13 protein-coding genes and 1 tRNA gene are annotated in these 12883 nt (G+C 50.7%); 5 read left to right on the forward strand and 9 right to left on the reverse strand.

The genetic code is table 11. From position 1 onward, the window contains the following. Nucleotides 1-7: 7 nt before the first annotated feature. Complete coding sequence (locus ABXT50_RS05120) at nt 8-1462, forward strand: dolichyl-phosphate-mannose--protein mannosyltransferase (RefSeq protein ID WP_415273810.1); 1455 nt, start codon at nt 8-10, stop codon at nt 1460-1462. Here the strand turns inward: ABXT50_RS05120 and ABXT50_RS05125 are convergent. Continuing rightward, nucleotides 1459-2460 (reverse strand): TerC family protein, encoded by a 1002-nt coding sequence (locus ABXT50_RS05125; protein WP_415273811.1) that lies wholly within the window; start codon nt 2458-2460, stop codon nt 1459-1461. The genes ABXT50_RS05120 and ABXT50_RS05125 overlap by 4 nt on opposite strands. Before the next feature lie 79 nt (nt 2461-2539). Here ABXT50_RS05125 and ABXT50_RS05130 point away from each other — a divergent pair, with 79 nt between their 5' ends. Further along, a complete protein-coding gene (locus ABXT50_RS05130) occupies nt 2540-3424 on the forward strand; it encodes a TIGR01777 family oxidoreductase (RefSeq protein WP_415273812.1) in 885 nt (294 codons plus the stop codon). On the opposite strand, the gene ABXT50_RS05135 is transcribed toward ABXT50_RS05130, so the two are convergent. The 3 genes from ABXT50_RS05135 to ABXT50_RS05145 are packed head-to-tail and all read right to left on the reverse strand — an operon-like array spanning nt 3425 to nt 5314. Then, a complete protein-coding gene (locus ABXT50_RS05135) occupies nt 3425-4042 on the reverse strand; it encodes a hypothetical protein (protein ID WP_415273813.1) in 618 nt (205 codons plus the stop codon). A gap of 52 nt (nt 4043-4094) precedes the next feature. After that, a complete protein-coding gene (locus ABXT50_RS05140; protein ID WP_415273814.1) occupies nt 4095-4691 on the reverse strand; it encodes a hypothetical protein in 597 nt (198 codons plus the stop codon). A 35-nt stretch (nt 4692-4726) separates the two neighbouring features. Next, a complete protein-coding gene (locus ABXT50_RS05145) occupies nt 4727-5314 on the reverse strand; it encodes a GNAT family N-acetyltransferase (protein ID WP_415273815.1) in 588 nt (195 codons plus the stop codon). A gap of 18 nt (nt 5315-5332) precedes the next feature. On the opposite strand from ABXT50_RS05145, the gene ABXT50_RS05150 reads away from it, so the two are divergent. Then, nucleotides 5333-5854 (forward strand): 5-formyltetrahydrofolate cyclo-ligase, encoded by a 522-nt coding sequence (locus ABXT50_RS05150; protein ID WP_415273816.1) that lies wholly within the window; start codon nt 5333-5335, stop codon nt 5852-5854. 75 nt (nt 5855-5929) lie between these two features. Next, nucleotides 5930-6085: an FmdB family zinc ribbon protein gene (locus ABXT50_RS05155; protein ID WP_415274816.1), complete on the forward strand. Its 156-nt coding sequence runs from the start codon at nt 5930-5932 to the stop codon at nt 6083-6085. A 9-nt stretch (nt 6086-6094) separates the two neighbouring features. Here the strand turns inward: ABXT50_RS05155 and ABXT50_RS05160 are convergent, their stop codons facing one another. Next, nucleotides 6095-9697 carry a hypothetical protein gene (locus ABXT50_RS05160; RefSeq protein WP_415273817.1) on the reverse strand — a complete coding sequence of 1201 codons (3603 nt, stop codon included), beginning with the start codon at nt 9695-9697 and terminating at the stop codon, nt 6095-6097. A 200-nt stretch (nt 9698-9897) separates the two neighbouring features. Between ABXT50_RS05160 and ABXT50_RS05165 the strand changes: the two genes are divergently transcribed. Next, nucleotides 9898-9970, forward strand: a tRNA-Arg gene (locus ABXT50_RS05165). Between the two features lie 81 nt (nt 9971-10051). Here ABXT50_RS05165 and ABXT50_RS05170 read toward each other — a convergent pair. From ABXT50_RS05170 to ABXT50_RS05185, 4 genes are all read right to left on the reverse strand, one after another. Further along, nucleotides 10052-10417, reverse strand: a complete 366-nt coding sequence (locus ABXT50_RS05170) for a hypothetical protein (RefSeq protein ID WP_415273818.1) — start codon at nt 10415-10417, stop codon at nt 10052-10054. 143 nt (nt 10418-10560) lie between these two features. Beyond that, on the reverse strand, nt 10561-11067 hold the full coding sequence (locus ABXT50_RS05175; protein WP_415274817.1) for an HNH endonuclease: 507 nt from the start codon (nt 11065-11067) through the stop codon (nt 10561-10563). 282 nt (nt 11068-11349) lie between these two features. After that, nucleotides 11350-12096 carry a C40 family peptidase gene (locus ABXT50_RS05180; RefSeq protein ID WP_415273819.1) on the reverse strand — a complete coding sequence of 249 codons (747 nt, stop codon included), beginning with the start codon at nt 12094-12096 and terminating at the stop codon, nt 11350-11352. Between the two features lie 48 nt (nt 12097-12144). Beyond that, on the reverse strand, nt 12145-12828 hold the full coding sequence (locus tag ABXT50_RS05185) for a metal-dependent transcriptional regulator (RefSeq protein WP_415273820.1): 684 nt from the start codon (nt 12826-12828) through the stop codon (nt 12145-12147). Nucleotides 12829-12883: the final 55 nt, after the last annotated feature.

Below are 12883 nucleotides of genomic sequence, written 5' to 3' on the forward strand. Positions count from 1 at the left end.
TCTAAGCGTGATATCAGCAGCAATTCGCGTTTCGACCAAGTTCGCCGGCCATCCGCGGTTTGGGCTGGTTTCCACGCTCGTCATAACTCTCATGGGCCTGATAATTCGGTTCGGAAATCTTTCTAACCCTCGACTTCTGATATTTGACGAGACCTACTACGTGAAAGACGCCTATACGCTCGGTCTTTTTGGATCCGAGCGCAATTGGCGGGCCGATGCCAATGCAGACTTTGAAATGGGTAACCTCTCTGGCTTCCTGGATTCTGCCGCTTATGTAGTGCACCCGCCATTTGGCAAGTGGATGATCTGGTTTGGCATGCAGCTATTCGGTGCCGACTCCGCTTTTGGCTGGCGCTTCACGACAGCCTTGCTAGGCACCCTCATGATTCCACTGGTAATCCTGATTGCCAGAAGGTTGATTGGGTCAAACTTTTTTGCCGCAGTTGCTGGGCTACTGATGGCACTCGAGGGCTTGTCAATAACTCTTTCCCGCACCGCAATCCTCGATGGAATCCTTGCGTTTTTCGCTCTACTGGCTTTTTACTTTGTGATCCGAGATCAAGGTTCCTGGCAGCACAGACTGAGACGAACTAGGTCAAACGGTTTAGTCATACGCGGATGGCTACTGCTAGCCGGGATCGCCTTGGGGCTTGCCATCAGCGTCAAGTGGTCAGGGCTGTATTTCCTTGCAGCATTCGGCATCTACACGTTTATCGTGGATCTCAACCTTCGAAGTCGCCTAGGAATGCCGAGAGTTCTAGCGATTGGACAAGGGGCGATAAATGCGATTGTGCTTCTCGTTCCAGCCTTCGGAATTTACCTGCTCAGCTGGCTTGGCTGGATTACCGGAAGTGATGGCTGGGGTAGAGGCGCTAAACCCAGTTGGTACGAGTCGCTTTGGGACTATCACGTCAATGCATACGTCTTCCACACGGGGCTTGTAAGCCCCCACCCCTATCAGGCAAACGCTTTTGAGTGGCTTTTGAGCCTGAGACCAACAGCCCTGTTTTTCGAGCGCTACGAGGCCTCCAGTGCCTGCGGGTTACTCACTGACTGCACCGTTGCACTGACCGCAATACCTAATCTTGTAATTTGGCTGGGCGGGTTGTTGGCAATTATTTGGTTAGGCCTTAGAAATATTCGGCAGTTTGATGCGGGTAGCTTCGCACTGATGACTGGCTTCTTGGCCGGCTGGCTGCCTTGGGTGTTCTACCTTGAACGCACTACCTTCCAGTTCTACGCCGTAGCTTACGCACCGTATTTAGTGCTTGCTCTAGCTTTTGGCATGCACGCTTACTGGCGAAAGGGTGTGGCTTGGAGACTCAAGGGCAGGTCTGGAGCGTTGGTAGTTCTCACGATGGTCGTGGTGTTATACGCCCTGTACTTCCTGACCATCTGGATGGCGCTGCCTGTCCCACATTTTGTCTGGCAGCTGCAAATGATTTTTCCGTTCTGGATCTAGTTGTCCTTTTCACCTTTTGCCCTGGTTGCAACAAGGGACCAGACGGTGGTTACAGTGAGCGTTATCAAAATCACAATCAGGGACAAGCCAGTGGAGATCTCTGGGATGACCTTGATGGCCTCCCCGCCATTAATGAACGGGACTTCATTTTTGTGAAGGGCGTGAATTACAAGCTTGATGCCGATCCAGGCCAAAATCAAACTTAGCCCAAAGCCAAGATATCTGAGTCGCTGCATTAGGCCGCTTAGCAAGAAATAGAGCTGCCTCAGGCCTAAAAGAGCAAAAGCGTTTGCCACAAAAACTATGTAAGGCTCATTGGTTAGACCGTAAACCGCAGGGATGCTATCAAGTGCAAAGAGTAAATCCGTAAACCCGATCGCAACCATGACTAGTAGCAGTGGCGTAATTACCCGCTTGCCATTTTCTACAATCACTAACTTTGTCCCGTGGTACTGACTCGTTGAACGAAAACGTCGTTGAATAAAACGAATAAGTCGGCCGTCTTCGAAATCATCGGTTTCCTCGTCCGGCCTTAGGTCCTTCGCGGTGTCCTTGATTAGCTTTATAGCCGTCAGTAGCAGGAACGCACCAAAGGCATAAAAGGCCCAGCTGAAGTTCTCGATGAACGCAGCACCTGCGGCAATGAAGATACCCCTAAGCACAAGGGCTATGACGATGCCTATTAGGAGAGCCTCGGACTGAAGCTTTCTTGGCACCTTGAACTGGGTGAAGATAACCAAAAACACAAATAGGTTGTCCACGGACAAAGCCTTTTCGGTAATAAAGCCGCCAAGGTATTCGCCAGCATACTGACCCGGCCAGACCAGGCCGATAACCAGAGTGAACAACAAAGCCAGAGAAATGTAGATAGCACTTTGAATTGCGGATTCCCGAAAGCCGGGCTCATGGGGATTGCGCACCTGGTAAACAAGGTCGCCAAGGATCACGGCTGAAAATGCGCCGATTGTAATTAACCAAACCCAAATTTCTACGTTCATGACCTTCTGTTTTCCAGACCGTTGGAATAAACAATCTTCGCCAATTGTAGGTAATGTTTCCAGTGGCGAAAGGCTTTAAATGCGCGTATTGATTTCTGGAGCATCAGGACTAGTTGGAACTGAGCTTTCTAGGCAGCTACTGGCTCTCGGACACGAACCGGTTGTGCTGGTAAGACGCGAAGCCAAAGCCAGAAACGAAGTTAGCTGGAAGCCCGGACTTGAAGCACTTGACTCGAGCTTGATGGAATCCATCGATGCGGTCGTCAACATGGGAGGGGCGACAACCGGACGTATTCCATGGACAAAGAAATACATGAAACTGCTGATCTCATCAAGAATCGATTCAACCAAAACTTTGGTGGATGCAATAAATAACTCGAAGAACCAGCCAAAAGTTTTAGTGAGTGGGTCCGCCTCAGGAATTTATGGCGATCGCGGAGATGAGCTGCTAACAGAGGAATCGGGTCGGGGGGAAGGTTTTCTTGCCGACTTGGCCGACTCTTGGGAAACCGAAGCCCTGAAAGCCAACACTCGAGTGGTACTTGCTAGAACGACCCTAGTTATGAGCAAAAAGCTAGGGGCACTCGGTCGCCTCTTGCCGTTTATCCGCGCCGGTGTTGGCTTCTCGATTGGGCGAGGCAGCCAATGGTGGGCTTGGATTAGCCTCGAGGACGAAGCCCGGGCGATTATTCATTTGATAGACAATGAAGATGCTACTGGGGCATTCAATCTCACTGCCCCGGAACCCGCCACCTGCAAACAGCTTATTACTGCTCTTGGCAAAGAACTCCGCAGGCCAACTTTTCTGAAGGTTCCGGCCTGGGCAATGAACCTTGTCATAGGTGTAGCTGCTAAAGAATTACTACTTTGCTCTCAAAAAATGAGCGCAAAAAAACTCACAGACTCAGGATTCGAGTTCACTCACCCGGCTTTGCAACAGTCGGCTGCATACGTAGTTAGCTAACTATTTTTTAGCTACTGGCTTCTTGGCAGTAGTGGTCTTAGCTACTGGCTTCTTGGCAGTGGTGGTCTTAGCTACTGGCTTCGTTGCAGCAGTGGTCTTAGCTACTGGCTTCGTTGCAGCAGTGGTCTTAGCTACTGGCTTCGTTGCAGCAGTGGTCTTAGCTACTGGCTTCGTTGCAGCAGTGGTCTTAGCTACTGGCTTCTTGGCAGTAGTGGTCTTAGCTACTGGCTTCTTGGCAGTAGTGGTCTTAGCTACTGGCTTCTTGGCAGTGGTGGTCTTAGCTACTGGCTTCTTGGCAGTGGTGGTCTTAGCTACTGGCTTCTTGGCAGTGGTGGTCTTAGCTACTGGCTTCTTGGCAGTGGTGGTCTTAGCTACTGGCTTCTTGGCAGTGGTGGTCTTAGCTACTGGCTTCGTTGCAGCAGTGGTCTTAGCTACTGGCTTCTTGGCCGTTGCGGCCGTCTTGGCGACCCTTGTGGCTACCTTTTCAACCTCAGCTAAAGCTTCTGCAGCGACTTCCTTGGCGGCATCGCGGGCTTCGTGTGCGACGGTTGCGGCGGAGCTTGAAGCAGCTTTACCGGTGCGTGTGAAAAGATTCTTGATCGAGTCAAGCAGGCTCATGAGGGTCTCCGTTTTGGTTTGGATGGACGATTCAAAGCTTAGAGGTCTTTGACTAGATTGCCCGACGACGAGCCAGAATCTCGTCTATTTCTTTTGCCGCTAACGATTTTTTGGGTGAAGAAATCTCGATGACTTCAGCCAAGGGCTGGACGAGTTCGCCCTTCCTGACCTCCGGCATTGGGGTGGGCAGCGGATTAGGGCTCCACTGCCTGTCTTTGACTATTTGCGCCTGGCTTTTGGATGCGCTAGCTCGAACTCGCTGTCTAGCTCGGTGAATATTTCCTGCCAGCTTTGCAGCTTGGCTAGCAGCTGCTCTCTGGATAACGAAGGAAGCGAAGCTCAATGTGAGGGCGACAGCAAAACCAAACCACCATGAATTTTGAGCCGTTGCTGCGACCACGGAGGCCAGTGCAGCTAGTGCTGACAACATAAAGATCACAGAGAAACCCCGCTGGGTTGAGATCAGCCTTCTTAGTCGATCGTCATCAGTCTGCACTCTGGATTTTTCCTGTGTTCGCCGAGCCGACTGAATGAGTTTGGTCGTCTCTTTAATCTGAGACCGCTTGGTGTATCCGGGGACAAAAATGAAAAGCCAAACCACAGCTGCGAGCACGAGAGTTATGCCGCCGAGCCCTGCAGAGTTTTCCATGAGTACCAAGATATGTCCCGCTTGGTAAAATCAGCCTATTGACCACCCGTGTTTTGAACTCTAGACAGCAAAGAACCTTTCAGCTCCTCCGAGGTGATGGCAAAAACGACATGGTCGCGCCAATGACCATCGATGTGGATAAATCGCTCCTTGACTCCCTCTTGTCGTAAGCCCAGCTTCTCAACCACCCGCAGCGATGCTGTGTTTTCCGGGCGAATATCTATTTCAACCCGATGCAGACCAACTTCGGTGAAGAGGTGATCGATGGCGATGGCCACAGAAATCGGAACGATTGACTTGCCTGCCGAGTTTTTAGCTATCCAGTAGCCAATGTTCGCCGACGAAACCGATCCGAAAAGAATATTTGCCACATTCAATTGCCCTACAACCTTGCCCTCGTATTCCATAACTAGCGCTAAGCCAGTTCCCTTTTTGGCTTGGGACATAAGGGAGCGAATCATCCAGCGAACATCCAGAGGGTAACGAATCCCTGGCGTTGTGGCCTCCCAGGGAATTAGCCACTCCCTGTCAGTTATTAGTAGCTTTCGAAGCACCCTGAAGTCTCGCTTGGCAAGAGCCCGAAGCGTGATATCACCGTGAGTCAATGGAGGAAATCTCTGCACGCTGGCAAGATTACCGCTATGGATACTGCAAGCGCCAAGTCGGAACTCCGAAAGATCATGAATTTGCAGCGCCCACACTCGTCCATGGGATTATTTGAGCAACTTCGGAGTCTCGCTGAAAAGACCAAGGCCACAAAAATCGGTAGCTACAGCCCTCTTGAAAACGAGCCTGATCTGGGAACCTTTAACAATTGGGCGGCTGAAAACCTAGACCTTTACTTCCCCAGAGTGGTTCAAGACAGACTTGAATTTGCACAAGGACCAATGCGAGAGGGCAAATTCAAAATCATAGAACCAACAGGCTCGGCAATACTAACCAGCGATCTTGACCTACTTCTTATTCCGGCCCTCGCGGTTGACGTTCTTGGTAACAGGATCGGGAAGGGCAAGGGCTTCTACGACCGATGGCTCGTGGATGTTGCCAGCACAAACCTTTTCGCGGTTGTTTTTGACTCAGAAGTATTGGAGCTTGTGCCCAACGAGCCTCATGACAAGAAAGTCAACGGCATTGTCACTCCAACCAGGTTGATTGCAATTTAGTCTGGTTAGAATCTATGCGGAGGACAAATGCCGACTTACACCTACGTATGCAAGTCATGCGACCATACCTTCGAGATGCACCAGACTTTTGCTGAAGAAGCACTAAAGAATTGCCCGAAGTGCTCAGGGGAACTAAGAAAGCAATTTGGAAACCTTGGCGTGAGCTTTAAAGGCTCGGGCTTTTATAAAAATGATTCTGCACCCGCAAGACCCAGTTCCACCGATAGCTAAGTAATCGAACTAACCCCAGTGCGGAGGCTTATCGTCTCGAAGCCTGTCATCATTCGAATCATCTTCGTGACCCCATGCTCCACTCGTGTCCTCAAAGGCTCGATCGTCAAATAGCGGTTGCGCGCGACTAATAAGGTCAACACCCAATGACATTGCAATTCGGTTCGCTACATCCTGGGGCTTAGCAAAGATCTCAAGCGCGTGAATTCGCTGGTAGTCCCAGCCCATTGCTCTCAATAGCCCCGGTCTCACTCGAAGCTTTTCGTCCCAGCTCTCGCCAACAAGAGCCCAGTCCGGGTCGACAACCGCAGCTTTTTTTCCAAACGAAACAGCCAAACCGATGCGGCCGCCGAAATTTAGCGCAACTTTTAGGCCCAGCTTCTCAAGCCTAAGAGCCAAATCTCTAAGCAATGGGTCTGCCTGGCCCCCAGAAACATCACTCATAAAGCTTGGGGCAATTAGATCTTTCAACCAACGCTGATTCTCTGGGAGCCCTCCTGCTGCAAAGTCTTCAAAGTTGTAGCAAGAAACGACTGTCATGCGTTTTCTGGCCGAGACAATTTGGTTGACCATCCAGCCACTCACATTTGCAAAATTAAAGTCCCCTAGGGTTCCGGAGATTTTTCCTTCTTGCGTTCGGCCAAACCCGACTGAAAAGAGCACTCGATCGGCCAGCCGATGAGTCAGTTCGCTCATACTGACGCACTCAAACTTTTCTCTCCCATGAGCATCAAAAAATTCGGCTAGCTGGGGCTGCTTATAGGTCTCTTGGCGAACTAATTGATCAATGCGTTCAGCGTGTGTTCTTGATGCTGTCACGACCATAAGTGAATCTTCAGGGCTCCATCTGGCGTGGCTCATTACCAACTCGGCGACCTTACTAACCTCAGAATCTAAGGACTCAGTCGATCCCTCGATAGTGCTTGAGGCGTTGGCATCATCGGTAATTTCAATCTGCTCAAAATTATGGGATCCAAAGAGTTGCCCAGCTGCGGGCTCTATCACTAGACGCGAACCATAAAAATTATCGTTCAGGTACTTACCAAGCACTTGGCCCTCGACTCGATAATTACGACTGATTCCCAAGGAGCCGAAAACTTCCGCGACTAGATCAAACACCGATCCGCGATCGGTTTCGACGTGCGCCTGGCTGGCCCTTGCCACTGTGTCAAAGTTCTCGGGAGTCGCAATAACTGGGTCTCCGAACGCAAGCACTTGGTCAGCCATTGACAGCGCCTGCTGAGCCTCAGCCAAGCCCGTGGAGGATGCATCCAAAACTATAACCAGATCAAATTTTTCAGCCAAGTCGATTTCGTGTATTCGGTAGGGAGACAAAGAAACGGCCGGAACAAGCGCCCTGTACAGATCTCCACCAACTTGAGAGGCGGCCTTAAGCTCTAGTTTTTTGGTTCTCAGTTGAGCCCTGAGGGCGTCGGCCTGCGCAGGTTGCTTTGCAATCGCTGCATGCCAAGCCTGTGCCAATTGATGCCTTACATCCAAAAGACCCTGAGCAATAAGGTCTTCGTTGGCTTGCTCGAAGTCGCTCTCCAGGGTTGCAATGGCCTCAGCGGTATATTCCAAAATCCTCGAGTCAGACTGGATAATTGCCTCCAGCGCGGACTGCCACCAAGTGAGCTCAAATTCCCGTTGAAGTCGTTCGTATTCCGGTCTGGACTTACTAACTTCCTTTGTGAACTGCCCCAAGCCCATGTCCACCAACTCTTTAGAAATTGGCAGCCGTTGCATGTAGTGGTCTAAGCCGTTGGTCTTTTTTTCTAAATCTTCAAGAGTGACAGCCAGTTGATCTAGGTCCATTCGAGTCAAAAGCTCTATGTCCGGATCCGGATTGAGGTGCCGCTGAAGAATCTCAAGCACTCGATAAATTTGCTCAAACTTAGTCTGAACGTCACTTAGCCCTAGTGGGACAGTCGGCGGAGCCTGGGTTAGATTGAAGTCCGACCAGGCAACTCGTTGCCTTTCGGCCTCAACAAGGGCCTGATGTAGATTCGCAACTGCAGCACCCGGTCGAAGATAGCCCTTTGCCAGCTTCCTGAATCTCCTTCGCTGGGCGCCGGAGAGCTCACCCCGGTCTCCTCTTGAAGCAGTTGCGCTCATCATTTCCTGGAGAGAACGATCAAATATTTCTGGCTTAAATTTGTCCAGAGTTTCCCGAATGCCAATTAGTAGATTCAGCCGGTGAGACCAGTCCTCAACTTTTTTGCTCGGTGAAAGGTTCAGGTCCGACAGGTAAAGATTAATTTGATACTTGAGCATTCGAAATTCTTCGCCTGCAAGTGACCTGACTGCGACGAGAGCTTCACTGATTTGCGCTTCGGAATCGAATTTGGCCTGAAACCATGGGCCATCTATCGGAGAGGTCGCAAAGAGTCCGGCCTCGTGTGCGCGGCTTAGAAGGTCCGAGGCATCCGTTCGAATTGTCGACAAGATTTCAGGCCCAATTCTGGCGTTGTTGACCGGAGCCGAAGGCAGCGAAGCCAGAGTCGCCAAATTCCCAAGAGCCTCGATAACGCTCACGCCAAGGTTGTTTTCCCGAGACTGCACCACTGAAAAGTACTGCTCGACATCCACCTGTCTCAAGGCAACCAAGTCCCTCGCGGAATCAAGCTTTCCGGGAGTGGCTTTCTCGTTTCTTGAAATTGCCGCAACGGCGTCGCCCCAGCTATCACTTTGCCTAACCGCTAAGCCGGGAAGCTTCGAAGCACTTAGTCGTTCCGCAAGCTCATCGAGAGTCTGCTGGCGGGGGGCAATAATTAAGGCGCGCTTTTTAGATACAGACAGGTTCGCAATCAAGTTGACTACGGTCTGCAGGTAGCCGCAGCCAGGAAGTGTCTCGACCGCAAAGCTGTTGCCGGCTAGTGCTCTGTCCAGCACCTTTTGCTGGTCTGCGTCAGCGTTAAGAACCAACGTGCAGGGCCTTGTGGGGCTTTCAACGCCAGGTGCAGGGACCTTGCCAGTTAGCTGCATAATCAAAGAAGATGAGTTCTCTAATTCAGACTGCTGACTCAGGGTTAGGTCTGGGACAAAGTTTCCCATCACCAACAGCTTTTCTATTTCAACATCTGGATCCTGAATCAATTCAGAAACTAAAGAAAGCACACCGGTTGGAATGAGGTCAGTTTGACCTTGGCTGACAGCTATCAAGTCTGAGACACGAAAATCACTTCTATAGGTTTTGATCACGCTTACTAAGGCTGGATTTACCCTCGGTATTGAATCCACTCGCAATTCAAAGTCTTCGCCCTTTGGCAGCAGGTGACTGCGCCACAATAAAATTGGCATTTTGGTGTTGCCCATAGAAACCAGGCCTCCGGCGACAAACAAAGCATCAATGCCAAAATTGCGCTCGATCCGATGGGCTTTTTTTAGAATTCTGCGGGACGTATTCAGGGCCCTGGACTGGGCAACCCCGTCTCTCACCAGATTTGAGATAGTAGAACTGCGGGCTGAAGCCAATTGAGCCAGTCCGCCCGGGTGGGACCGACTCAGATCTACTTGCCCGAAACTAGATAATTCAAACTGCACCAACGGATTAATGCCGCCAATGCTCAGTCGCTGCTTGTGCCAAAGCTCTAGTAACTCATTGCGTTCCACGTGGAAAATACTAGAAGCGAACCCAAGAAAGTTGAGGTTGCCTTGCCCGCTAAGCAGTAAGTGCTTGCTGGCGAAATAATTCAGAGATCAAACAACGAACACCCGTTAGTTCCGTAAAATTTTTTAGCTGCAAGTTCCTCTTGAGCCTCCAGACGGGAAATCTGCACCGGCTTAATAACTAGTAACCTATAACGGCTGCTGGCCCCGTAGCTCAGTGGATAGAGCAACGGTTTCCTAAACCGTGTGTCGGGTGTTCGATTCACCTCGGGGCCACTTTTGTGGGAACACCTAATTACGAAAAAGGGCGTGACGACCGAAAGGTCACCACGCCCTAAAACTTTTAGCTTCTAGTTGCTAGTAAATAGCTACGACAAATAGAACGAGTGTGGCTGCGGCGAAGATTGCCATGGCCGCTTGAGTCAAACTGACGAAGCGGGCTGAGGAGGCAATGGCGGTTTCAAGTGCGGAATCCGAGGCCTTCATGTCCTTGATCAGCGCTGATCCCTCTCGAATGGCTGCGAACTGATTTATCAAAGACAGCGCGCCAGTGGTAACCAGAACTGTTACCGCGAACAGCTTGACCCCGGCACTTGCGTCAATAAATTGTCCGGTGGCAACCAAATAAAGAGCCACAGCAAGCATTATTACCGAAGACATTTGCGAGCTTATGATGCTTTTTCTCAACGTGTTCCAGGTTCCTACAAGTGCAGATGAATCCATTTTGACTTCCTTTGTTTGGGCGCTTGACTTTGAGTAATGCGTGTCTCACTCTAAAAAAGCCTAGCTCTTTCGGAGATGATTGCAAGGTTGTAAGCGAACCACAGTTGATTGCCGCCTACTTGCAGCGTTCTGAGTCGGCTTAATTATGCGGCTTTTGCCTGCAGAGGAAGGAACTCGCTCCACTGCGGAAGCGGCCTATCAGATCCCCTAACGCTCCAGACCGTTCCAGTTGGCATCTTCGGTAACACCTTCAAGTTCCAGCCGATTTCCGCCGGAGTGCGGTTGCCCTTTGAGTTATTGCACTCTAGACAACAAGCCACCAGGTTCTCCCAAGTGTCCTTGCCTCCCCTCGATTTTGGCATGATGTGATCAATGGTGTTCGCGGGACCGGCGCAGTAACCACAACGCTGAGAATCGCGCCTGAGCACTCCCCTTCTAGAAACTGGGACCCTTCTCGCGTTCGGAATTCTGACATACCTCGAAAGTAAAATAACTGAAGGCATTTCGAATTCTTGGCTTGCGCTTCGAACTACTTCGTGGTCAATTCGCGCCAGGATTGTGGCTTTCTCATTGAGAACTAGAACCAAGGCTCGCTTGAAAGAAACGACGGCGAGCGGCTCGTAGCCTGCATTTAGAACAAGTGTGCGCATGTAGTTATCTCCGATCGAAATCGCCAGCACGGCCTGCTGGCATCCGAATTGACCCTGGGTAATAAAAAACGCGCCGCAATAATGCGACGCGTAGGTTCTCCCAAATAGATATGCAGGGGTAGTGGCACAGATGTATCCAGTTGCCATACATGGCTGGCATGCTTCCTGGCATCTGTACTCCTTCCCCGAAGATCAAGAATCAATACTTAAAAACAGTATGAGGGATATGAAGATTTTTTGGTTAGAAACGCTAAACCGGGAAAGTGAAAAAGGGTTAATTTTCTAGTTCTGAATCTCTGCGACGCGTATGAAGTGATAGCGATCAGTGAAAATCGGAGCAAGCTTTACACGGTCGCCCGGTTGAGGGGCATGGTAGAAATTGCCATTGCCGGCGTAGATACCGTTGTGGGAGAAGTCATTGAAAATAACTAAATCGCCGGGAAGGGCTTCCTCGGCGGAAATTTTGGTTCCCAATTTTGCCTGCTGGTAAACACTGTGCGGTAGGTCGACGCCGAATTGAGAGTAAACAAACAGCACGTAACCGGAGCAGTCAATACCGCCTGGAGTCTGGCCACCAAATACATATGGGGTCCCAACTAATTCAGCGGAGGACTTCATTAGGTTGGCGCTTGAGACACCTGTAAATCTTGGATTAGCGAGGTAATCTGCGGCCCGAGGACCTTGGTAATTGTAAATTCTTGATTCTGATGCGACCTGGAATTCGGAGGCTTCTGCCGGAGCGTAGTCTCCTCTAGTGAATTCAACGGCCCTAACCGTCGCGACCGATAGGCCTTGGCTCGGAGCTGAAATCTGAACCATCTCGGAGTCCCGCGCGAGTCCAGAAGCCGCCGTGACATCCGGTGCAAAACCGTAGGAGGGAAGAGCTGCGGTAGCCATGAGGCCCGTGGAAGCGAGCATTGTCATAAACGTGCGAAGCGAGTGCCGCTGCACCTTCGCAGTTCTTTTTCGTTCGCTAGATCGCAAGATTCTGCGACTACTTAGCGAAGCGTCAGCATTAGCTGAAATCAATAGGGGTCCTCTGAAAAACTTTCTTTGGTTCTACTCGCCAAAGTCTAACTACAAAACTTTGGAAACGCCTAAAAACAGATGCTGTGCAATTTCTGTGTCGACTAGCAGCCCTTCGCTAAGGCCGGTTGAGATCAAAAGCCATCCCTGCTCTTGAGTAGACAGCGTTACCTTGGCCCCTGGTAGAAGTGACAACTCTGCCAGCTGATTCAAAAATGATCCATCCAGCTGCAGCGGCTCCCCGATTCTCACAAGCTCATACTCGCCCGGTTCCAAGGAGGCTAGTGCCCAGCACTCCCTGACATCAGCGGGGGCCAGTCCCAGAAGTTCAAGGCCTGGAACCGGCATGCCGAAGGGCGAGACACTTGGGTTTTTTAGGAGGCCGATAAGTTTTCGCTCTACTGACTCACTCATGACGTGCTCCCAACGACAAGCCTCATCGTGGATGTTTGACCATTCGAGTCCAATTACCTCGAGTAAAAGCTGCTCGGCTAAACGGTGCTTGCGCATAACTTCGACGGCGGTAAGACGCCCAACATCAGTGAACTGAAGTTGGCGGTCATCCAGTAAGCGAAGAAGCCCGTCCCTCTCCATCCTGGCCACGGTCTGCGAAACAGTGGGGCCTGAGTGGTCAAGACGTTCGGCAATCCTCGCTCGCATTGGCGGAATGTGCTCTTCCTCAAGCTCGTAAATTGCCTTGAGGTACATTTCGGTTGTGTCAATGAGGTCAGTCATCAATCCCTCTTCGTCGCTAGACCAGGTCTGTTAATTGCAATACTAAACTTAAGGC

Origin of the sequence: Aquiluna sp. Uisw_065, assembly GCF_047731275.1 — a bacterium.
Classification (GTDB): Bacteria; Actinomycetota; Actinomycetes; order Actinomycetales; family Microbacteriaceae; genus Aquiluna.